This window comes from Pantoea sp. AS-PWVM4, assembly GCF_000468095.1.
In the GTDB taxonomy this organism is placed as follows: domain Bacteria; phylum Pseudomonadota; class Gammaproteobacteria; order Enterobacterales; family Enterobacteriaceae; genus Pantoea; species Pantoea phytobeneficialis.
In genome coordinates, this window is record NZ_ASZC01000005.1 from 140867 (window position 1) to 163542 (window position 22676).

General features: G+C 54.3%; 19 protein-coding genes and 1 pseudogene. 9 read left to right on the forward strand and 11 right to left on the reverse strand.

Annotated features, from left to right (window positions below; translation table 11 throughout):
* Nucleotides 1–5 precede the first annotated feature (5 nt).
* Together tssC and tssB are read right to left on the reverse strand one after the other, a co-directional pair.
* A complete protein-coding gene (tssC, locus tag L579_RS06550; protein WP_200864653.1) occupies nucleotides 6–1547 on the reverse strand; it encodes a type VI secretion system contractile sheath large subunit in 1542 nt (513 codons plus the stop codon).
* Between the two features lie 38 nt (nucleotides 1548–1585).
* On the reverse strand, nucleotides 1586–2083 hold the full coding sequence (gene tssB, locus L579_RS06555) for a type VI secretion system contractile sheath small subunit (RefSeq protein WP_021183490.1): 498 nt from the start codon (nucleotides 2081–2083) through the stop codon (nucleotides 1586–1588).
* 589 nt (nucleotides 2084–2672) lie between these two features.
* Here tssB and L579_RS06560 point away from each other — a divergent pair.
* From L579_RS06560 to ddlA, 3 genes are all read left to right on the forward strand, one after another.
* Nucleotides 2673–3884, forward strand: coding sequence for an RHS repeat-associated core domain-containing protein (locus tag L579_RS06560; protein WP_161628637.1), 1212 nt, complete (start codon nucleotides 2673–2675; stop codon nucleotides 3882–3884).
* Nucleotides 3833–4081 (forward strand): C2H2-type zinc finger protein, encoded by a 249-nt coding sequence (locus tag L579_RS24325; RefSeq protein ID WP_369758276.1) that lies wholly within the window; start codon nucleotides 3833–3835, stop codon nucleotides 4079–4081. The genes L579_RS06560 and L579_RS24325 overlap by 52 nt, the downstream gene beginning before the upstream one ends.
* Nucleotides 4082–4262: 181 nt before the next feature.
* Nucleotides 4263–5357: a D-alanine--D-alanine ligase gene (gene ddlA, locus L579_RS06565; protein ID WP_021183493.1), complete on the forward strand. Its 1095-nt coding sequence runs from the start codon at nucleotides 4263–4265 to the stop codon at nucleotides 5355–5357.
* Nucleotides 5358–5360: 3 nt separating this feature from the next.
* On the opposite strand, the gene L579_RS06570 is transcribed toward ddlA, so the two are convergent.
* The 4 genes from L579_RS06570 to L579_RS06585 all read right to left on the reverse strand — a co-directional run bounded on the left by L579_RS06570 (nucleotide 5361) and on the right by L579_RS06585 (nucleotide 10510).
* Complete coding sequence (locus tag L579_RS06570; protein ID WP_021183494.1) at nucleotides 5361–6785, reverse strand: GGDEF domain-containing protein; 1425 nt, start codon at nucleotides 6783–6785, stop codon at nucleotides 5361–5363.
* A gap of 254 nt (nucleotides 6786–7039) precedes the next feature.
* The gene (locus tag L579_RS06575) at nucleotides 7040–8488 is read right to left on the reverse strand and encodes a SulP family inorganic anion transporter (RefSeq protein WP_152521873.1); all 1449 of its coding nucleotides are present in this window, start codon (nucleotides 8486–8488) and stop codon (nucleotides 7040–7042) included.
* 2 nt (nucleotides 8489–8490) lie between these two features.
* Nucleotides 8491–9132 carry a carbonic anhydrase gene (locus L579_RS06580; RefSeq protein WP_036625547.1) on the reverse strand — a complete coding sequence of 214 codons (642 nt, stop codon included), beginning with the start codon at nucleotides 9130–9132 and terminating at the stop codon, nucleotides 8491–8493.
* Nucleotides 9133–9700: 568 nt separating this feature from the next.
* Complete coding sequence (locus tag L579_RS06585) at nucleotides 9701–10510, reverse strand: 5'-nucleotidase, lipoprotein e(P4) family (protein ID WP_036625550.1); 810 nt, start codon at nucleotides 10508–10510, stop codon at nucleotides 9701–9703.
* A 109-nt stretch (nucleotides 10511–10619) separates the two neighbouring features.
* Here L579_RS06585 and L579_RS06590 point away from each other — a divergent pair, with 109 nt between their 5' ends.
* On the forward strand, nucleotides 10620–11339 hold the full coding sequence (locus tag L579_RS06590) for a polyphenol oxidase family protein (protein ID WP_021183498.1): 720 nt from the start codon (nucleotides 10620–10622) through the stop codon (nucleotides 11337–11339).
* Here the strand turns inward: L579_RS06590 and L579_RS06595 are convergent.
* From L579_RS06595 to idnD, 4 genes and pseudogenes are all read right to left on the reverse strand, one after another.
* Nucleotides 11303–12321: pseudogene (locus L579_RS06595) on the reverse strand (LacI family DNA-binding transcriptional regulator). The gene L579_RS06590 and the pseudogene L579_RS06595 overlap by 37 nt on opposite strands.
* A 28-nt stretch (nucleotides 12322–12349) precedes the next feature.
* A complete protein-coding gene (locus tag L579_RS06600; RefSeq protein WP_021183501.1) occupies nucleotides 12350–13669 on the reverse strand; it encodes a gluconate:H+ symporter in 1320 nt (439 codons plus the stop codon).
* A 70-nt stretch (nucleotides 13670–13739) separates the two neighbouring features.
* Complete coding sequence (gene idnO / locus L579_RS06605) at nucleotides 13740–14504, reverse strand: gluconate 5-dehydrogenase (RefSeq protein ID WP_021183502.1); 765 nt, start codon at nucleotides 14502–14504, stop codon at nucleotides 13740–13742.
* 9 nt (nucleotides 14505–14513) lie between these two features.
* Nucleotides 14514–15545, reverse strand: coding sequence for an L-idonate 5-dehydrogenase (idnD, locus tag L579_RS06610; RefSeq protein WP_021183503.1), 1032 nt, complete (start codon nucleotides 15543–15545; stop codon nucleotides 14514–14516).
* A 287-nt stretch (nucleotides 15546–15832) separates the two neighbouring features.
* Here idnD and L579_RS06615 point away from each other — a divergent pair, with 287 nt between their 5' ends.
* Nucleotides 15833–17836 carry an NADPH-dependent 2,4-dienoyl-CoA reductase gene (locus tag L579_RS06615; protein WP_021183504.1) on the forward strand — a complete coding sequence of 668 codons (2004 nt, stop codon included), beginning with the start codon at nucleotides 15833–15835 and terminating at the stop codon, nucleotides 17834–17836.
* Here L579_RS06615 and rlmG read toward each other — a convergent pair whose 3' ends face one another.
* Nucleotides 17837–18955 carry a 23S rRNA (guanine(1835)-N(2))-methyltransferase RlmG gene (gene rlmG, locus L579_RS06620; protein ID WP_021183505.1) on the reverse strand — a complete coding sequence of 373 codons (1119 nt, stop codon included), beginning with the start codon at nucleotides 18953–18955 and terminating at the stop codon, nucleotides 17837–17839.
* An 81-nt stretch (nucleotides 18956–19036) separates the two neighbouring features.
* Here rlmG and L579_RS06625 point away from each other — a divergent pair, with 81 nt between their 5' ends.
* From L579_RS06625 to L579_RS06640, 4 genes are all read left to right on the forward strand, one after another.
* Nucleotides 19037–19537 (forward strand): M48 family metallopeptidase, encoded by a 501-nt coding sequence (locus tag L579_RS06625; RefSeq protein ID WP_021183506.1) that lies wholly within the window; start codon nucleotides 19037–19039, stop codon nucleotides 19535–19537.
* A 72-nt stretch (nucleotides 19538–19609) separates the two neighbouring features.
* A complete protein-coding gene (locus L579_RS06630; protein ID WP_021183507.1) occupies nucleotides 19610–20533 on the forward strand; it encodes a LysR family transcriptional regulator in 924 nt (307 codons plus the stop codon).
* A 131-nt stretch (nucleotides 20534–20664) separates the two neighbouring features.
* On the forward strand, nucleotides 20665–21954 hold the full coding sequence (locus L579_RS06635) for a flavin-containing monooxygenase (RefSeq protein ID WP_021183508.1): 1290 nt from the start codon (nucleotides 20665–20667) through the stop codon (nucleotides 21952–21954).
* Nucleotides 21955–21967: 13 nt separating this feature from the next.
* On the forward strand, nucleotides 21968–22663 hold the full coding sequence (locus L579_RS06640; RefSeq protein ID WP_021183509.1) for an SDR family NAD(P)-dependent oxidoreductase: 696 nt from the start codon (nucleotides 21968–21970) through the stop codon (nucleotides 22661–22663).
* Nucleotides 22664–22676 lie beyond the last annotated feature (13 nt).

The following is a 22676-nucleotide window of genomic DNA, read 5'->3' on the forward strand; positions in this document are numbered from 1 at the left end:
CACCCTTACGATTTCGCTTTTGGCATCTGTGAAACCAGCGACAGGTTGACATCCATGCCTTCCACCTGGAAATGCGGCACCGCGAACAACTTCACGCGGAAAAAGCCGGGGTTATCTTCAATGTCTTCCACCACTACCCGAGCGTCGCGCAGGGGGTGCGATGCCTGAAGATCATCGCCGGGATCAGTCATCTCCGTGACCAGGCTACGTACCCAGGTGTTCAACTCCATCTCCAGCAGACGTCGATCCTTGGTGGTACCGATATTTTCACGCTGGATCATCTTCAGATAGTGCGCAATTCGCGATAGCAGAAAAATGTAAGGCAGTCGTGCGTTGATGCGGCTGTTGGCGGTGGCATCGGCAGTGTCATACTGAACCGGCTTTTGCGTCGAATTAGCCGAGAAAAAGCAGGCATAATCGCGGTTTTTGTAGTAGCTCAGCGGAATAAAGCCAAGATTGGCAAACTCAAATTCACGGGTTTCCGGGATCATCACTTCGGAAGGTATTTTTACCTGATTACCCGTGCCAAGATCGTAGAGGTGGATAGGTAAGTCCTGTACTGCACCACCCGCCTGTGGACCGCGAATTTGTACGCACCAACCATTGTGGATAAAACTGCGCACCATGTTGGCGGCAAAGGCGAAGGACGCGTTAATCCACAGATATTTGTCATGATCCGGGCCTTTCACCTCCTCGACGTAGTTAAAGCTACGCACCGGCACGGTATCCGGACCATAAGGCAGCCGTCCCAGCACACGGGGCATAGTCAGGCCGATATAACGCGCATCATCACTTTCCCGGAAGGACTTCCACTTGATGTACTCGGCGCGGTCGAAGTAATTGCCGATATCCTTGATGGCGGCGACCTCTTCCATATTTTCTTTCAGGAAAAATGCCGGGCCGACGGAACCGATAAATGGCATATGTGCCGAGGCCGCCACCCTGGCGATATTACGCAACAGGGCAATATCCTGGGCGGAAGCATCAAACTCCCACGCCGAGATCATCGCCGCAATGGGTTCACCACCGGGAGTGTCATACTCGCTGACGTATGTTTGCAGATAGAGGCCGCTCTGGATAATCTCCGGTGAATCTTCAAAATCCTGACGCAGGGCTTCTTTGGAAAGGTCCAGTAGGGCAATTTTGACGTTCTGGCGAAAATCGGCCTTATCAACCAAAGATTTCAGACCACGCCAGGTGGACTCAACTTGCTGAAAAACGGGGTGATGCATTACCAGGTCAAGCTGGCGACTGATTTGTTGATCAAGGTGTGCAATGTGGAGATCCAGCAACGTTTTGTCGAGCTTCTCAACTTTCGAACCATGTTGTTTCAGGCATTCCAGTAGCACCTGCATCGCTGCGGTAACGCGTTCATCCGCACTGGCATCGGACATTGCCTGATTGTCCTGCCAGATGTCTAACTCACGAAGTTGCGACACCGGATTGAGATTAATTTTTTCGAACAGGGAGTTATAAATACCGGCCGAAGCTGGTCTTTCAAGCACAGTCGTTTGACCGCCAGTAGCAGTTTCATTCTTTGCAGACATGACTATTCTCTCGTATTAATCCATTAAATGACGGGTGATCAGGCCTTTTCTGGCACCAGGGAGGTCAGTTCAGCGCGCAATTCATCGCTCAGCGCGGGATCTTTCAGGATGGCTTCAAATTCTTTGCGGAAGGTAACGTTATCGAGCAGGTTGGATTTAAGGTCGCGCAACAAATTGCGCATCGCGAGCATCGCTTTAAGTTGCGGGATTTGGCGGGCAACCTGTTCCGGTTCAAAGTCGCTGATCTCGCGGAAAGTCAGGTTCAGCCACTGTTCGCTGCCGTCAGCGGCAAGTGTATCCGGTACATTCAGATTGATGGCAGGCGAAAACTCCGCCAGTACATTGTTGAAATTGTTTTTGTTAACTTCGACTTTTTCTCGTTCAGAAATCAGGCGAGTTTCCTGACCATGACTAAAATCCCCCGTAACCAATAACTTAAGTGGCAGTTCAACTTTCTTCTGGCTCCCCCCTGTATGTAGGTCCAGTTTGATATTGACTCGCGCCTTCGGGATCTCATTTTGATAAGAATTGCTCATATTTACTCCTTGTAAAAATGGCAGGGAAAATGGCAGGACAAATCTTTCCGTGTGTAATTCTTGCGCAATATAAATGAGAGTTCTGAAGGAATGCAACGCCTGAAATTACATATTTCGGCATGTATCGCAGAAAAAAACGGCTGACAGTAAACAGTTCCATGCAATTAAACACCAGGAATTTTCATATTTTTTTATGAAAAAAAATAAAAATATCAGATTAATAATTCGTTACCTTGAAAAAATAACATCAATAAATTTCAAGTCATTACGTAATGCCTTCCAGTTAAACCCATCGCGTAACTGGCAAGCATTAAGCGAAGTCGTCGATATGATCCTGCTGCTGTTACTACTCACGAGAATCAATTTGCCATTTTTTTGATCAACCCGACATTCACGCAAGCTATACCTTGGTATAGTTAAGGCATTATTTCCCTGGTGTTAGCCTGAATAGATTAGGCATCCCCTCTTCCGAGGGGAATTTTTTTTGCAACCCTGACATCAGGGAAGGCTATTTTTTGGATATGATTTCTATAATCCTGCGCTTTTCATCCTGATGGAGAAAAGTACAATGCAATCAAACGGAAATATCATGCAGCGTGAGCAGTATCGTTACTGCGTGCCTGGCACACGCGTGCTAAAATCCTCGTCACAAAAAAATGCCAATTCGGTGCAACAGCATGTCATCCGTTATTTGCCAGGAATTGAAATGCGTATGCGCCATACGGGAACCAGACAGAAAGAAAAATTAACGGTGATAACCGTCAATAATTTGCGAATCTACTGCTGGTTGTCAGGTATGCCTGAAGGAACGGATAACCAACTTCAACGCCACAGCATTCAGAATCGGAATCACAGCAGTACACTGGAAATTGATGGCGAAGCGGGAATCATCAGCCGCGAAGAATATTATCCTTACGGCGGAACAGCCATCTGGTTAACGCGCAGCCAAATAGAAGCATGTTATAAAACCCTTCATTATTCAGGTAAAGATCGCGACATAACTGGCCTGGTTTATTATGGTTATCGATATTATGCCCCCTGGATAATGCGCTGGATGAATCCTGATCCTGCGGGAAGGATTGACGGGATTAATCTATTTTCCATGGTTGGAAACAATCCTAAAACCTTTAACGATCATGATGGTCTGGCTCGAAAAAATAGTGATAAAACGCATATCACTTATAAACAGGGCTTTATTGCATGGAAACAACAGGAATTATGGAAGAATCCCAACTGGGATGTGAAAACTGGTCGAGCTTTATATGGGAAAATTGATAAAACATCGCTATTGGATGAAAGTTTTATCATTGACCCTCCTACCCACAATTACGTTTGCTTGTGGGCCAACTGTAATTACCAAAGCAACTTACAGAAAAATTACCATGCTCATCTGAAAGATATTCATTCTGATGGCCGTCCTTTTAAATGTGACTGGGAGGGTTGTGGACTGGATTATATTCACAGTAGTGGTTTAGCGAAACATTATAATATCCATACCCGGGATAAAACCTATTTCTGTGATCAGGCTGGTTGCAATCGCTCTTTTTTCTATCCGAGTGCGCTGGCACAACACCTTGCGAAGCATGGCAACTTGCGAAACTATCGGTGTGAGAAGTGTAACCGAGGATTTAATACCTCTGGTGAATTAAACCAGCATATTAGAATAGTTCATGCAGTACGAAGAGATTTTTTTGTCAGGAGAGTGGTTGCAAAAAAACGTTCAAATCCTTATCTGAACTTAAGATCCATATCAATCGATGTCACAAAGAGCATCGCTATTGTTGTGATGACTGCGGATTAAGTTTTTCGACACGTCGTGGATTGAGCATTCATATTAACACCCACACCGGTGATACACCTTATAAATGCCACTTCCAGAATTGCGACTATGAGGCTGGGCATCCCTTTTCTCTAACACGCCATCTTCTAAAAAAACATGAGTACAATGCGCCTGATGGGCGTTGCAAAAACACACGGTTACATTCACACCCGCATTAACGGAAACCTAACTGCGTTACGGTTCATTCATCATTTCCCAGATGCTGGCCTGAATAAATCACACATCCCCTCTTTCGAGGGGATTTTTTTGCCGCTCTCCGCCCTTCTCCTCATCTGATTTCCCCTCTTACCACCCCGTGCTATCTTAGCCATTCGCTTTATCGCAATCGGACAAAAAACAATGGCAAAACAACGTGTGGGGATCATTTTCGGTGGTAAATCAGCCGAGCATGAAGTGTCATTACAATCAGCCAAAAATATTCTTGAGGCCATTGATACCAGCAAATTTGAAGTGGTGTTGCTGGGCATCGATAAACAGGGCGAGTGGCATCTGAATGATGCATCCGGCTTTCTGCTAAATGCAGAGAACCCCTCACTGATTGCCCTTAATCGCTCTGGCGAGAATGTGGCGCTGGTGCCCGGCCAGGCATCGCAGCAGTTGATCACGCGTCAGAATGCCCACCCGTTGTCGCAGGTTGATGTCATTTTCCCGATTGTCCACGGTACGCTGGGCGAGGATGGCTCGCTACAAGGCCTGCTGCGCATGGCTAATCTACCGTTTGTCGGTTCTGGCGTACTGGGTTCCGCCGTCAGCATGGATAAAGATTTCACCAAACGTCTGCTGCGCGATGCCGGTCTTAAGGTTGCCCCCTGGATTAGCGTCACTCAGGCGCAACGTGCCCGGCTTGATGCACAGGCGGTGGTGGATCGTTTTGGCCTGCCGCTGTTTATCAAACCGGCGAATCAGGGTTCTTCGGTTGGCGTCAGTAAAGTCAGCCGTCTCGAAGAATTTGCGGCAGCGCTCGATCTCGCCTTTACCTTCGATCGCAAGGTATTGATTGAGCAAGGTATTAAGGGTCGCGAAATTGAATGCGCCGTATTGGGTAATGATGAGCCGGTCGCCAGCCCCTGCGGTGAAGTGGTGGTGCACGATGCGTTTTATTCGTATGACACCAAGTACATCAGCGAGAACGGTGCACAGGTAGTTGTCCCCGCCACGATCAGCACAGACGATAGCGAAGCGATTCGCGCCGTGGCATTGCAGGCGTTTCAGGCACTGGAATGCAGCGGGATGGCGCGTGTCGATGTGTTCCTGACTGAAGGCGGGGAAATCATCGTCAATGAAGTCAATACCTTGCCTGGTTTCACCAACATCAGCATGTATCCAAAGCTCTGGCAGGCAGCCGGTCTGGATTATCGCTCGTTGATTACCCGTCTGATCGAACTGGCGCTGGAGCGCCATCAGCAGAGCAGCGCCCTGAAAAGCAGCATGTGATTATCAGGCCACGTCGTTAACCAGCGCGCGTGGCTCGACAGCGGGCGAGGTTTGATTGCGACCGTTGCGCTTCGACAGGTAAAGATTTTTGTCAGCCGCCGAAATCAGGCGGTTCACCACCCCATGCCACTCACGCTCATTCACTGCATTGCCAAGCGCCAGCCCCAGGCTGGCCGTCACGGTGACGGTATTTCCCTGCAACCAGAATTTCTCTCTGACCATCGACTGACGAATCGCTTCGGCCAGTTGATAAAGCTGGCTGTGATTGTAATCAAACACCACCACCACGAACTCTTCGCCACCAAAACGGCAAACCAGACCTCGATTATTCACCACATCCTGAATGCGGCGAGCGATCTCTTCCAGCACACCATCACCCGCATCATGACCGAAGTTGTCATTAATGGTTTTGAAATAGTCGACATCCAGCATCACCACACCTGCCGCTCGCTGCGGTGAGAATGGCTCCTGGCGCAGATTTTCATACAACCCGGAACGCGATAACAGCTGGGTGAGAAAATCAAAATTGGCGCGTAATGACAAACGTTGGTTTAGCTGACGGATGGCATCCATACTGACAGCCACCAGCAACGGGCTGATGGTGATGGTGGCGACGCCGAGGCGAACCGAGGTCAGATGGCTGATAGGCAACAAGGCATCATCGCCCTGAATATTCATCACCCCGTGAGAAACCAGGATAATCTCGGTGATGCCCGTGAGCAGCAGCACCAGACTGGTGATGGGGATTGGCAGGACAATCGCACACCAAATCAATGCCGGGACCGGGAACGTCAGGCTACCCGCGCCACCAATCATCGCGCCAATGGTGAGCGACAGCACCACGCCCGTCAGCGGCAGCAGTTTTCCGGGATGCAACAATGAACGCCAGGGGACGGTACGCAGCGGGCGTGCCAGTAATACCGGCAGCAACATCAACGACGTGGAGAATTGTTCGCTGAACCAGTCGCCCCAGGCGGTAATAAAGCGAGCGTTGAAATCCACTTCCTGCGCCCAGGCACCCCAGGTAGCACAGGCCAGCGCCGCCAACAGACAGGCGGGGAAAATACGCATCGCGTTGATCACCTGGCTATTCGCCGAGGGCGGCAGCAGATGCTTAATCAGCATGCTCACCGCGACCAGAATAAACAGGATATTCGCTACATTGAGAGTGACCGCAGGCAGCGCCCAGCCTGAAAATACCGTGTCGTTAAACACCATCGCGACAAAGCACACCACATAGCTGGAGATGCGGTGCAGATAAGGATGACGCACCATCAACCCGGCAATCAGCGCGTTGACCGGCCAGAACAGCGACAGCTCCTGCGGCACACGCAAATGGCTGCCGATAAAGCAGAAGAAAAGCGTGATGAGGAACAGTGAGAGAGCATTCTTCTTAAAATTATTCTCTGCAAACAGCTTAACGCGCATACGTCTGAACCCTGTAACCTGGAAAGTCGCTGCCATACGCCGGTGGGCATCAGCAGGCATTAAACCTGAAAAGTTAGTAATCTGATTCGTTAATTAAGCTCGTGTTCATCCTTCAACTCTGCGGCTGAATCCATCGCCGGTACTAAAGGATGTTGGAGAAAAGCGGGATAATTATGCCCTGTAAACAAAAAAATCGGATATCCGAGATATCCGATTTTTAAGCCAAAACACAAATTTCAGTGGCTAACCGATTGCTATTTTACCGCGACTGGCCACTGACTCAGACGAATGCCACGTTTATCCGCACTTTCGCCAAAATCCTGGAGTACCGCCTTCACGTCCGGATCGAGATACTCAGCATTATCGTGGTCCACAATCACCACGCTATTTTCCGGGATCTCCGCCAGTAGTCCCTGCAATTTGGGATTGTGAATAAAGGTCAGATTCTGCTGGAAGCGCAATACGTAATGGTCGTCATAACGGGTGAGTTGCAACGCATTACGATGGCTTTGATAGAGGCTACACAAAAGCTGGGTCGCAATACCGATGCCAATCCCCGCCAGCATGCCAAACACGATGATGCCGCCAATGGTGGCGAGGAACGGTACATATTGCTGCGCACCCATACGTATTTGTTCGATGAACAAGCGTGGCGTCGCCAGTTTGTACCCGGTATACAACAACACCGCAGCGAGGCTGGCGAGTGGGATGGCATTCAGTAAATCGCTGAACCACAAACCGCAAATCAGCAGCAGCACGCCATGCAGCAGAATCGATACCTTGGTTTGTGCACCCACGCTGACGTTAACCGAACTACGCACAATCACCGCAGTGATCGGCATCGCCCCAAGTAAACCGGCGGTCAGATTTCCCACCCCCTGAGCAAACATCTCTTTATTGGGTGACGGTGCCGGATGTTGTGGACGCAGCTTTTTCAGCGCCTCCTGACTGAGCAATGTTTCCAGGCTGGCAACCAGCGCCAGCGTCACCGCCACCACCCACACCGATGGATTGCGCCATGCCAGCCAGTCGGGAGTTTCCAACTCAGCAGCAAGCTGAGCCATGCTGTCAAACTCCGGCAGGGCAATACGCGGCAGGCCAGCCAAACCGAAGAGCGTCGCCAGACAGCCGACCAGCACCGCCACCAACGGACCCGGTATCCAGCTCAACGCTTTGATCGATTTGACGACAGGCGTGGTCCACAACCAAAGGATCGCCAGGCCAACGCCCGCCACCAGCATCGCCGAGGTGGAGAAGGCAAACTCGCCATTGACCAGCGACACCAGCTCCGCATCGCCTGCGGCCCCCAGCGCCACCGGAATCTGCTGGATAATCAGCAAAATACCAATCGCGGCCAGCATTCCTTTGATAACACTACCCGGCACCAGCGCGATAAAACGTCCGGCACGCAACAAACCAAACAGGCACTGCAACAAACCGGCAAGAATCAATGCGGTGAGAAAGGCGGAGAAACTGCCCAGCGTCTCGATTGACGCCACCACAATGGTGACTAACCCGGCGGCCGGGCCGCTCACGGCGAAGCGCGACGGGCTTAACGCGGTGACCAGCAACCCCCCAATCACCCCGGTGAGCAGACCGGCAAACGGCGGCAGGCCACTGGCCTGGGCAATACCGAGACAGAGTGGCAGCGCCACCAGAAAAACCACCAGACCGGCCGGGATATCCTGGCGCAAGGTATGCAGATTCATGGTATCGATTCCTCTGTAGATTGCTGAATTAACTCTTTGAGATGTCCTGATTGCAGGTCATACACGCAACCAAACACGTCCAGCGTCTGACCGGCCTGCCATGCCGAACGCACCGGTTCGCTGCCAGTCAGTTGAGCAAATTGGGCCAGCACGTTGGCCTCCACCAGACGGTTAAGTTTGTCGCTCTCCTCTTCCTGCGCATCGGCAGCACGATACGCCGCCAGTCCCTGCGCCAGGTCACGACGCAGGGCTGCAATGCGACGCGCCAGCGCCGATTCTTCTTTAGCCAGCGGGCTTTCCGGCAGTCCCAGCGCGGCCTGCACCCCGCCACAGCCGTAGTGGCCGCACAACACAATGCGTTGTACGCCGAGATAGAAAATGGCGTACTGCAATACGCTCATTAAGTTGTCGTCATCAGGCACCACCATATTGGCGATATTGCGATGGACAAAAAGCTCGCCGGGATGCGCGCCGGTCAACACTTCCGCCGGAACACGGCTATCGGAGCAGCCAATCCACAAGGAATGGGGTTTCTGCTGATGAAGATATTTTTCGAAATAGTGCGGATTACGCTGGCGGCGCTGTAATGCCCAACTGCGATTTTTCGCTAATAAGGGTTTGAGTGTCGTCACAATTATCTTCTCTTAATGTCCGGGAATATCGCATCCAGGCGAATAACGCCGTGAATAAGACCTGATTCAGGGGAAAAACTGGAGATTCCTCACAGAAAATGGTTATAGACGCTTAAGAGTAGTTATGCACCAGGAATATTTCTACGTGCGACAAAATGCCTCTCAATGTAAATTGAGATTCAGTTTACGTCAGAGAAATGTAAGGTTATGCAAGAGATGGTCGCAATGTTACGCCGAATGATATGCATTAAAACCATAAAGTTATATATTAATTTCAATGGTGAGTTTTTAATGCAATGACAAAAAAATACACGTACTTTGATCAGGACTTTCGATCTTCCATACCAGGCAGACCATTTTTACCAGGAAATATCTTAATTATAAAATTTATGATTAGACGATTTCACCATAAAATAAGCTTTATTGCAGAATAACACGCCATTATCGACCGGTTGTGGTGGCAAGAGATCAGGAAAATAATGAGGGTAGTAATAGTTGCAATGAAAAGTAAATATTGCCGGACCTAAAGCGGATAAAAAACGCCCGCATCACAGGCGCTTTTTTGCCTGACGAATTATTTACCGTTCCACGCTTTGAGACGCGCTTCACGTACCTGCAACTGCTGTTCTGGCGTCAACTTGTTGTAGTTTTCCGCCATCCCGCTCTCCCAGTCACCATAAAGTGGATTAGGCAGGACGATAAACTGGGTGCCAAAACGCTGATGGTTGCTGCTCACGAACGCCTGACGCTGCGCGTTGCCCTGATGCCATGTCGCCCCACCAAAATCATTCAGGTTATCCCCGGCGTACAGCACCACGTTATAACCTTCCGCTTTGATGGCATCGAAACGCGCCTGTTTGTTGGAGCTGCCAGTACTGAGTCGTACCGTTTTTTCACTCACCCCGGTGAAACCGAGCTTCTTCAGGTTATCCACCGTCGCGGCGTAATCTTTCTGGTCACGGTTGGAGACGTAAAACATGATGCCGCCGTGACTGTTCACGTAGTTCGCGAAATCGACCGCCCCCGGTACCGCCGTCGCCTGGCGCGCCTGGGTCCAGGCAGACCAGGTTTTTCCGCTGAATGGCTGACCATTCTTCGCCTGCCACGCGCTGTAGGCGCTGTTATCAATCATCGTTTCGTCAAGATCGACAATCACCGCTTTCGGCTTACCCGCCAGCGAAGGGGCCTGATCAAACGCCATACGCGCAGTATTGAATGCCTGCCAGCTCAGCGCCTGATATTCGCCCGACTGCTGGAACCAGTTGACGGCCAGCACCGATTGCTGGGCAAGCTGCATCTGTGCCTGCTGTTTGTTTGGCTGCGCGCAGCCGGTCAGCACCAATGCCATCAGGCCGGAGGCGGCCAGCCAGGTGGTTTTTTTCATCATTTCATCCTTAAGCGATTGCGGTCAGTTTAGGTAAAGCGTTAAAAATGTAGCAGTTAACCAACGCGGTTGGCAGTACAAAGCGATCGGCAAGATAAAGGAGATACTTATGGCTCACCACCCACTCCAGATTCCACGTTCATCCCTGCTGGATGCGTTGAGCTGGCTGGAGTACGCCTTTCAGCCTGCGGGCGTTGCAGCTCCTGACGACGCGGCCTACGGACACCAGCGCCATAGCGCGACCGTGGTGATGGCGACCGATAACCTGCCGCCCAAAAGCTGCGAATCTGACGCGGTGATTGGCGAGGGATCTCGACCGGTGGCGGTGTACACCGCCGATTGTTTGCCAGTGCTGTTTGCCGATACCCATAGTCGCCAGGTGGCGGCGGTGCATGCTGGCCTGAAAGGCACGCTGTCCGGCGTGTTGAACAGCACCATCGATCGTCTACTCACGTTGGGCGCGCAAACGAACACGCTGCATGTCGCCATCGGCCCGGCGATTGGGCCGTGCTGCTACGAACTGGGTAGAAATTTAGTGGATGAAATGCAGGAACAACCGGGTTTGCCCTCCCTGAGCTGGTCCGAAACCCAACCGAAAAATCTGCGTGCTATCCGTCCCCAGGCACAACCACAACAGCACGGGATCTGGTTTGACTTGCCGCATCTGGCGCGGGGCTTACTGCAACAACGCGGTATCCCGGCTGCGCAGATTGAGGTGGTGGAGATGTGTACCTATTGCATGGCCGAGAGCGGGTCCAGCTACCGCTACAACACCCATTTCGCCAGCGGTTATCAGTCACGTTTTTCGTGGATCCGCTGCCGTGACTGAAGGGTTTCACCGATAAAAATCTGGTAGTTAAGATCAACGCTGTCCACCGTGAACGCCGGATCGGCGATCTTCTTCAGCAGCAGTTCTGCCGCCTGGTAGCCAATCTCATAGCGTGGCGTGACCACGCTGGCGAGGCTGGGATACATTTCACGGCTGCTCTCCAGGCCGTGAAAACCACTGATGGCGATCTTATCCGGCACCGCAATCCCCTGACGCTGGCACCACGACAAAGCGCCGAGGGACAAATCGTCATTGGTGCAGAAAATCGCGTCCAGTTCAGGGTGCAGCCGCAATGCCTGTTCCAGCATGGTGGCTCCCAGACGCTGGGATGATATGGCGCGAGGGTTGATGCGTGCCGCCCGTAACTTCTGCTCCTGCATGGCTTTACGAAAGCCCTGAAACCGACACTCATCACGCCGATCGTCCAGCGAGCCGAGATAGACAATGCAGCGCCGCCCCTGTTCAAGCAACGTGCGCGTCATGTCGTAGCCCGCATCGAAGTTGTTGTAACCCACCTGCATATCCAGACACGGCCCCTGGGTATCCATCACCTCAACAATCGGGATGTTAGCCGCACGCAGATATTTCACGGTACGGTGCGTATGGTGCTTATCGCTCAGGATAATGCCGTCAATATTCCAGGAAAGCAGGTTACGTACCAGCTCCTCTTCGCTAGGGGATCATAGTTGTAGTTGGCGATCAGCGTTTGACAGTGACTGGCGCGAGTGGCTTGTTCGATGCCACTCAGCAGATCGGCAAAGATCTGATTTTTAAACGATGGGATCAACACTCCCAAGGTACGTCCCGGTGCATGACCCGGCATCGCTACCGGGCGTTGGGGATCGTAATTAAGCTCAGCCATTGCGCGTGCGATACGCTCGCCGGTTTGTGCTGCGACCTTATCCGGTGTGCGCAGATAACGGCTGACGGTCATCCGGGTAACGCCCGCCCGCTCGGCAATATCCTGCAACGTTGTTGTCATAGCTCACCTCCCTGTGCAGCCATATTATTTAGTGGATCAACGCGTTAAGGATTAACACGCCCGCCAGACCCAGGATCGAGATCAGCGTTTCCATCACCGTCCAGGTTTTCAACGTCTCAACCACGCTGAGGTTGAAATACCCTTTGAACAGCCAGAAGCCCGGATCGTTAACGTGCGAGGCGATCACGCTACCGGATCCGACCGCCAGTACCATCAACGCCGGATCGGCATGAGTCGCCGCAATGATTGGCGTCACGATACCCGCGGTGGTGATCGCCGCAACCGTGGCAGAACCGAGCGCGACACGCAGCATCGCGGCCACCGTCCAGCACATCAGCAGCGGAGACAGCGAGGAGCCTTTCATCATATCGGCGATGTAGTTACCCACGCCGCTATCCACCAGCACCTGCTTGAAGGCACCGCCACCGGCAATGATAAAGATGATCATGGCGATGGCAGCGATCGACTCGCCACACATATCCATCACCTGCTCCATCTTGCGCCCATTGCGCAGGCCAAGGGTGAAGACTGCAATGACCACGGCGATAAACAGCGCCACTGCCGGGTTGCCGATAAATTCAAAGAACTGACGCAGCGGATTCTCTTTCGGCGTGGTTAATTCAAACACCGCAGCGACCGCCATCAGCACCACCGGGATCACGGCGGCGAAGATACTGATTCCGAAGCCCGGCATCTCCTCTTCCGTGAAGATTTTCGGGTTATACAGCCCTTCCGGCGGTGACTTTTCAAAGCTTTTGAGGAACTTCGAGAAGATTGGACCGGCGACAATGACCGTCGGGATGGTGATGATCATGCCGTACAACAGCGTGGTGCCGAGGTTCGCGCCGAAAATAGTGGCGATGGCCGTTGGACCAGGATGCGGCGGCAGGAAGCAGTGCGTAACGGACAGCGCAGCCACCATCGGCACACCGACATACAACAACGGCAACCCGGCAGCGGCAACGATGGTGAACACCAGCGGCAGCAGCAGCACAAAGCCCACTTCATAGAACATCGCCAGACCAACAATCAGCCCGGTGACCACCAGCGCCCATTGCAGTCGCTCCTTCCCGAAGGCGGCAATCAACGTGGTCGCGACCCGTTGCGCGGCCCCGGTGTCCGACACCAGCCGCCCAAGCATGGCACCGAAGCCGAGGATCATCGCCAGCCCGCCCAGCGTTGAGCCGATACCTTTCTGGATCGACGCCATGACATTCAGCGGCGTCATCCCTTCGGCAATCCCCACCACAGCGGAGACAAACACCAGAGCGATAAAGCCGTTGACCTTGAAAACAATCATTAAAACCAGCAGGAGAACCACGCCCAGAACGATTATGGTTATTGGCATTTTTTATTATCCATAGAGAAACAAGAGGTGATTAAGGTTTAGGCGCACCCTGGTGAATGCGCCAGTCACATCACACCGCCACGCGCATACCGCCATCGACGAATAGCAAGTGACCATTGACGAAATCGGAGGCTTTTGAGGAGAGGAACACCGCTGCACCAATCAGCTCCTCAGGTTTGCCCCAACGCGCCGCTGGGGTACGTTTGGTGAGCCAACCGGTGAAAGCCGGATCGTCAGCCAGTGCCTGGGTCATCTCGGTAACAAAGTAGCCCGGTGCAATGGCGTTGACCTGGATATTGTGACGCGCCAGCTCAACGCACATACCGCGTGTCAGCATGGTGACGGCCCCCTTGGAAGCGGCATACGGCGTGATGGTGTCGCGGCCCAGTTCGCTCTGCATCGAACCGATATTGATGATTTTGCCTTGCTGACGTCCCACCATCTTCTTCGCCACCGTTTGTGACACCAGGAATACCGCGGTCTGGTTCACGGCAATCACGTCATTCCAGTCCTGCTCAGGGAATTCGAGGAACGGACGGCGACGCTGAATACCCGCGTTGTTCACCAGCACATCAATGGCGCCCCACTCGGCTTCAATCTCGTCTACCGCCTGCTGCACCTGCGCCGATTGTGTAACATCAAAGGCTTTCGACTGAGCACGCAAGCCAAGGTCACGCAGTTTCGCTGCCGCCTGCTCGGCCCCGGCTGGGGTGGTGGCGTTGACGATCACTTCCGCACCCGCTTCCGCCAGACCGCGTGCCAGCAGGAAACCAATTCCGCGCGCCGAACCGGTGATCAGTACGCGTTTACCTTCGAGGGAAAATAGCTGACTCATCGTATCTCCTTAAAATGTTAACTGGACTTTTGCCGCCCGGGTTTTGTCGCCCGCAAACTGCAACGCCGCATCAATGTCCTGCCAGCCATATGCTCCGCTGAACAACGGCAGCGGGTTGACCACGCCCTGTGCCAGCCACTCGACAGCGGTATTGAATTCATGGGTAAAGCGGAAGGAACCGACCAGGTTAATCTCTTTAGCAATCAATTGCATAATCGGGAACGAGGGAATTGCTCCGCCCATACCCACCTGCACGAGAGTACCTTTGGCGCAGGTCACGTCGAGGCAGCGTTGCAACGAAGAAGGATGACCAGAGGCTTCGAAAGACACGTCAAAGTAGCCTTTGTCTGCCAGGTAAGGGGTGAAGTCGCCGTTGGCGGCATGAATCACGTCAGTGGCCCCCATTTGCTGGGCCATCGCCAGTGAACGTTCGCTGATGTCGCTACAGACAATCGATGCCGCACCACGCGCTTTGGCCGCTGCGGCGATCAGGCAGCCAATCGGGCCAACGCCGGAGATAAACACATGCTTACCGGTAAGATCGCCTGCCTGGTGGGTGGCATGGATGCACACCGCCAGCGGCTCGGCAAACACCATCACGCTTTCGTCTGCGTCCTGTGGGAAAGGGATGCACTGCGCGCTGTCCACCACTTTGTACTGGGTAAACCCGCCATCGACATGCGGCACATACATGGCGCTGCCGAAGAAGCGCATCGAAACGCACTGGTTTTCCTGCTCACGGCGGCAATATTTGCATTCACCGCAAGGTTTGGACGGGTTAACCGCCACTTTTTGTTCCGGCTTCAGGCGTGGATCATCACTTTCCACCACAAAACCAATCACTTCATGGCCGAGGATCATCGGCATCTTGACTTCATAGCTACCGACTTTACCTTCCTGATAATAATGCAGGTCTGAGCCGCAAATACCGCCGCGCGTAATGCGTACCAGCGTGCCTTTGCCGTTCCACTCCACCTGCTGCTGCGCCACGCTGACTTGTTGTTTTCCGGTGATCACGCAGGATTGCGTTTCGATTTTCATAACTTCCCCATTCAGTGGTGTTGCAATGGGGGTCATAAAACCGGGTTACAGGGGTTAAAACTGTGATGAAGATCACTCAAAACCATGTTACGGAAAAGCTGTTACGCATAACGTGATACGGGCAAGATCATCCAGCGTCAGAGGCGAGATTGCGCATGGCACCTTGCGGTAGCGGCGCGATTTATCGCGCTTTTTTGACACTTCTCACAAGCTGGATGCATTGCACTTCCTTCCCAATTAATTGACGCTAAAGTTAACTCATCCGACCACTTAATTTATGAGTGATTATGACTCCGCATCCTGAGTTGTTTGTTCCGCTGGATTTAGGCTTTACCCAACTCAAAAACCGCTTTCTGATGGGTTCCATGCATACCGGCCTGGAAGAACATGCCGATGGCGCATCCCGGCTCGCTGCCTTCTATGCAGAACGCGCGCGTGAAGGGGTGGCATTGATTGTTACCGGCGGTATCGCGCCCAATCCGCAAGGGGTGGTCGCCCAGGGTGGGGCCATTCTTAATCAGGAAAGTCAGTGCGGCTGGCATCGCACCATCACCGATGCGGTACATGCCGGGGGCGGCAAAATCGCCCTGCAAATCCTGCACGCCGGACGCTACAGTTATCAGCGCAATCTGGTCGCCCCTTCACCGTTGCAGGCACCGATCAATCCGTTTATGCCCCAGGCATTGAGCGACGCCGACATTCGGCAAACCATCGCCGACTTCGCCCAATGCGCCCGCCTCGCTCAGCAGGCCGGTTACGATGGCGTCGAAATCATGGGTTCAGAGGGTTATCTGATAAACCAGTTTCTGGTGGCGCACACCAACCAGCGGGACGACGACTGGGGTGGCGATGTGGCACGCCGTCAACGTTTCGCGCTGGCGGTGACGCGTGCAGTACGCGAGGCGGTCGGTAACGATTTCATTATTATCTTTCGCATCTCGATGCTGGATCTGGTGCACAACGGCAGCACGCTGCATGAAACGCTGGATCTGGCGGAAAAACTGGAGCAGTGCGGCGTCACGCTGTTTAACAGCGGCATCGGTTGGCACGAGGCGCGTATTCCAACCATCGCCACCTGCGTGCCACGCGCCGGTTTTGCCTGGGTGACCAAACACCTGCGCGAGCGCGTTTCCGTGCCGGTGATTGCCACCAACCGCATCAACCATCCGGCGGTGGCTGCCGAGCTGTTACGTGACGGCATTGCGGATATGGTGTCGATGGCGCGCCCGTTTCTCGCCGATGCCGCCTTTGTCAGCAAAGCCCAGGCGGGTGATGACGCAGCGATTAATACCTGTATCGCCTGTAATCAGGCTTGTCTTGACCAGATTTTTGTCGGCAAAGTGACCTCCTGTCTGGTCAATCCCCGCGCCTGTCATGAAACACTGATGCCGGTGACCGCTGCCACTCAACCCAAACGGCTGGCGGTGGTGGGCGCAGGACCGGCGGGTATGGCATTTGCCTTGCAGGCGGCACAGCGCGGGCATCAGGTGACGCTATATGAAGCCGAGGCGCAGATTGGCGGGCAGTTTAATATCGCCCGTCAGATCCCCGGCAAAGAGGAGTTCAGCGAAACGCTGCGTTATTTCCGCCACCAACTCCAGGCCGCTGGCGTGGAGATTCATACCCAGTGCCGCGTCAGCGCCGACCAACTGGAGGACGCCGATGAAGTGATCGTCGCCACCGGCATTGCGCCGCGCCAACTGACGTTACCCGGCATCGATCATCCGTGCGTACTCAGCTATCTCGACGTATTGCGGGATAAAAAACCGGTCGGCAAGCGGGTGGCCATTATTGGCGCGGGAGGCATCGGTTTTGATACCGCAGAATATCTGCTGCATCAGACAGGTCATCACGAAGATTTCTACCAAAGCTGGGGCGTTGACCGCGCACTGGCGGCTCGTGGCGGATTGATTCCCCCCCAGCCGCTGCCCGCTGATCGGCAGATCTGGTTGCTGCAACGTAAATCTGGCAAACCGGGTGCCGGGCTGGCGCGCACCACCGGCTGGATTCACCGCGCCAGTTTGCAGGCCCACGGCGTCATCATGTGGGGCGATGTGGAGTATCTGAAGATTGACGACCAGGGTCTGCACCTGCGTCATCAGGACCAAACCCAGGTGCTGGCGGTGGATAACGTGGTGATTTGTGCCGGTCAGGAACCGCTGCGGGTGCTGGCAGATCAACTCACTGCGCGCGGCAAAAAGGTCAGGCTGATTGGCGGGGCCGATGTAGCGCAGGAGCTGGATGCCCGCCGCGCCATCGCACAAGCCACCGAGCTGGCGCTCAGCCTGTGATTAACGCAGTTTGACCGAACGCAGCACCACAAACTTGGCATTCGACGCCACCAGCGTGCAGTTGCCAAACAGCTTCTTCATTTTGTGGTGATAATCGAGGTGGCGGTTGCCAACGATGCGCAACTCGCCGCCATATTGCAGACATCGTTTGGCATCACGCAGCATCTGCCACGCCAGGTGGTCAGTCACCGCATGCTGCTGATGGAACGGCGGGTTGCAGAGCACCGCGTGCAGACGATCGGACGGGAAGCCGCTCAACGCGTTATTGACGCGGAACTGGCTGCGATCCACATCCTGCGGTCGGTTCACTTCAACGTTCAGACGACTGGATGCCACCGCCATGTACGATTCGTCAAAGAACAACACCTCCGCCTGGGGATTCTGCTCCAGCGCCATCAGGCCAATCACCCCATTGCCACAGCCAAGATCGACAATCTCCCCTTCGATATCATGCGGCAGATGCTGCATAAAAAAGCGCGCGCCAATATCCAGCGAACTGCGGGAGAACACGTTGGCATGGTTGTGGATCTGATAATCGGTGCCGTCAAGCGGCCAGACAGTGGTTTGCGCCAGGGCAGGCAGCTTGGGCGCGGTGTAGCGGCTGTAAATCAGACGCGCTTTTTTCCACGCCAGCGAGGTTTTGCTCTCGCCGAGAATACGTTCAAACAGTTGCAGCGTGGAGCTATGGATATCTTTGGCTTTTGCCGCCGCCAGAATCAGGGTGTCCGGGGTGACCACATCGCGCAACGCACGCAGCTGATGTTCCAGCAGCGCCAGCGTCTTAGGAATTTTGATCAATACCGCCGCCGGGGCCGACGGTAACGCCGCCAGGCTGTCGAGGAACGTCACCTGATCTTCATCCTGCTGGTTAAGATGCAGATTCTGGCGTACCGCCTGCTGACTGAGCCAGGAATCACTGACGTGCCAGACCTGGCGCGGATTTAATCCGCAGGTCAGCGCGCCAAAGCTGTCGTTAAACACCAGCACCGGGCCATCCGGCAGCGCCTGCTGCAACAGATATTCATCTGCCGCATCCCACGCCTGCAACGGGCTTTCTTCACGCATCGGTGGAAAGCGGTGCAACGTCAGGGTGCGTTCAGTCAGTTCAAGTTGGCTCATGGAATCTCCGGCGTGGTACACTTTGCGCGATTTTCGCCCTAAAAAGGGGGCGCAGTATACTGTCTTTCGCCGGGAATCCCAATGTCATTAATCTACCTCCAGGGCTACCCTGAACATATCCTCACCCAGGTCCAGACGCTGATTGACCACCAACGTCTGGGGGCTTTTCTCCAGCAGCGCTACCCGGATACCCACGATGTGGTGAGCGACAAAGCGCTGTACGACTACACGCAAAGCCTGAAAAACCGTTATATGCGCAGCGCGCCGCCGGTGAGCAAAGTTATCTGGGACAATAAAATCAAGGTGATGAAGCACGCCCTTGGCCTGCATACCGCCATTTCCCGCGTGCAGGGCGGCAACCTGAAAGCCAAAGCGGAAATCCGCATCTCCACCTTTTTCCGCCTCGCACCGGAGCCCTTCCTGCGCATGATCGTGGTGCATGAACTGGCGCACCTGAAAGAGAAAGATCACAACAAAGCCTTCTATCAACTCTGCTGTCATATGGAGCCGGATTACCATCAACTGGAGTTCGATGCGCGGCTGTGGATGACCGACCAGGCGCTACGCGGCAACGCCGCCTGACCGGTTTGCTTTTCCTGTGGTAGCGCATATGCTCAGAGGCGTCTGATTTCCCTCACTTAATGGGTTGGCGCAATGACACTTCAGCAGCTGAACTATTTTCTTGCCGCTATCGATTTTGGCACCATCTCGAAAGCGGCTGAGGCGTTACATATCTCGCAGCCGTCGCTGTCCGACCAGATTCTGCGGCTGGAAAGCGAGATGGGCACCCATCTGTTTATTCGCACCAACCGTCGTCTGATCCTGACCGAGGCCGGACTACGTCTCGAACCCCATGCCCGCGCCACCACCCAGGCGGCACAACGCGGCTACGAAGCGGTGCAGTCGGTGCGCCAGCTCAAGGATGGTCTCGCCTCGTTTGGCACCTTCAGTTCCGCTTACCAATATTTTCTGGCCGATCTGATTTGTGAGTTCCGCGCGCGCTATCCGGGGGTGCGGATGCGACTGGTCGGAACCAACTCCTCGGAGGTCGCGCGCTCGGTAATTGATGGCGAAATTGAAGCAGGTCTGGTGATGCTGCCGGTGAACAACAAAAACCTGGTGATCAGTGAACCGGTGTGGTCCACGCAGATTGGCTATATCTCAGCCAGCGACGCGCGGCTGGAAGGCAGTAAGGATATGCAGGCGCTGCTCAACGCCCCGTTGATTCTCAGCGAAGCCACCTGGCATAACAGCGATCCGATTCGCCGTCTGCTCAACCAACGGGCGCAGGAGATTGGCGCACGGCTGGAGCCGATTATTGAAGTGGAGCACCAGGCTACCGCGCTGGAACTGGCGGCGCGGGGATTGGGAGATCTTATCGCTACGCGTCCGATCCTCCACCACCTGGGTTATAGCGACAAACTGAAGTGGGTGCCGATCGAGCCTCCGGCTTTTGAGGTGTTTGCCTTTATCCACCGCGCCGATACCGCGATCTCATCCGCCACCCGCGAAATGATGCAGCTGATGCGACGTTATTTGCAGGAGGTACAGATGGCGTACAGCCATATCGAATGCTGATGGAAAACGGTGGGTATAGGGCAAACCTATATGAACCAAAATCATAACCCTATTCATCCCGTGCAAATAGCCGCTTAAAACTATGTCAATCACGTTACCCCAATGTTGCAATAACTTTGCAGGAGAGACGTATGACATCACAGGCGCGCTATTGTGTGATTGGTGCAGGAGCTGCTGGTCTGGCGGCGCTGCGCACCTTGCAAGAGCTGGGTATCGACGCTGATTGCTTTGAGAAAAGTAGCCAGGTCGGTGGCCACTGGCATCATGACTACGATGCCCTGCATCTGATTACCCCGAAAAAAAGCTCCGGTTTTGATGGCTTCCCAATGCCCGAGTCGTGGCCAGTCTATCCCAGCCGCGATCAGGTGCGGCACTACATCGACAGCTACACCGACCACTTCGGCCTCAGAGCACAAATCCATTTCAATAGCACGGTTGAACGCATTGTTCCGCTGGGTAAGGCAGGTAGCGAAGGCTGGCAGGTGACGGTAAATGGTCAGACACGTCATTACCAGGGCGTGCTGGTCGCCAATGGGCACCTGTGGGACTGCGCGTTCCCGGCAGAAGCGAGCCACTTCAGCGGTATCTCGCTGCATTCCGGCCAGTATCGCAACACCGATCAGCTGCAAGGCAAGGTGCTGGTGGTGGGTTGCGGAAACTCTGGCTGCGACCTGGCGGTTGACGCCGCTCAGCATCGTCTGACTACCGATATCGTGATTCGCCGGGGTCAGGTGTTCCAGCCCAAGGCGCTGCTTGGTATGCCGCGCGCTGAAATTCCTTTCCTTAATCAGTTACCGCCGGAAATGCAGAATGCGGTCACCCAGGTGCTGACCATGATCTCCGTGGGCCGCTGGGAAAACTATCCCGGCATGCCGCAACCAGAAAGCTGGGACCTCGAACAACAGCCGCCGGTGGTCAACACCCTGCTGATGTACTGGATCCAGCATGGCCGTATCGGCGTGCGTCCGGCCATCGCTCATATCGACGGCAAAACGGTGCATTTCAGCGATGGCAGCGCCACAGAATACGACAGCATTCTTTGGGCCACCGGTTTTCACACCCGTTTACCGTTCCTCGATGCGACCCTGCTCGACTGGCAGGATGGCGTACCGTTACGCACCGCCGCCATGACCCTGCCGACCACGCTGGAGAACCTCTATTTTGTCGGGCTTTCTGCCCCACGCGGCCCGCAATGGCCGACCTACTGCCAGCAAACGCGGCTTATCGCGCGCATGATTCAGCTGCGTGAACAGGGCATCCCCAACATCGCCAGCCTGCTGGCGGCCCAGCAGCCGCATGAGGCACGTATCGATATCGTGCGCCGTCTGTGGCAAGCCAACCTTGATGAAACCTGGCGCACGCTGGATCTGCTGGAAACCATGCATAGCAGCCTGTTGCACAACGCTTCCTTAACCGCCTGACGGGAGAAAAACCATGAACAAACAACCTGTTGCCCTGGTCACCGGTGCCGCCTCCGGGATGGGCAAAGCCGTGATGGAGAAGTTTCAGCGCGAAGGCTGGGCGGTGATCGCCATCGATCGCAGCGAAATACCGCCACAACCCGGCATCACGCCGGTGGTGGCTGATATCACCAGCTACAGCGCGTTACGCGACGCGGTGGCCGGTGCGCTCCAGGGCCGTCGCGTTAGCGCGCTGATCAACGCTGCGGGGATTTTTCCGGTTTCCACGCTGGAGAGCAGCAACGATGCGCTCTATCGCCAGATTTTCGACGTCAACGTGCTGGGTAGCGTAAATACCGCCAAAGTCGCCAGCGAATTTATCAGCGAACAGGGTGGCGCGTTGCTGATGTTTGCCTCAGTCGATGCCTTTGCCGTCTCGCCGGGTCAGCTGTTGTACAGCGCCTCGAAAGCTGCGGTGGTGTCGCTGGTGAAATCGCTGGCGATTGAGTTGGTTGGCAAAAAAATCGTGGTGAACGCCATCGCCCCCGGCTGGGTCGAGACCGAAGGCACGCTAAAAAGCGGGCGTATTCATGAAGGTGTTAAAGCCGTGCCGATGCAGCGCGCGGCCAGTGTCGGAGAGATCGCCGACTGGGTGTGGGCCTTCAGTTCACAACCGGGCTATATCACCGGCGAAACCCTGGTTATCTCCGGGGGCAGTTATATGCGTTAAGCATTTTTTTCAC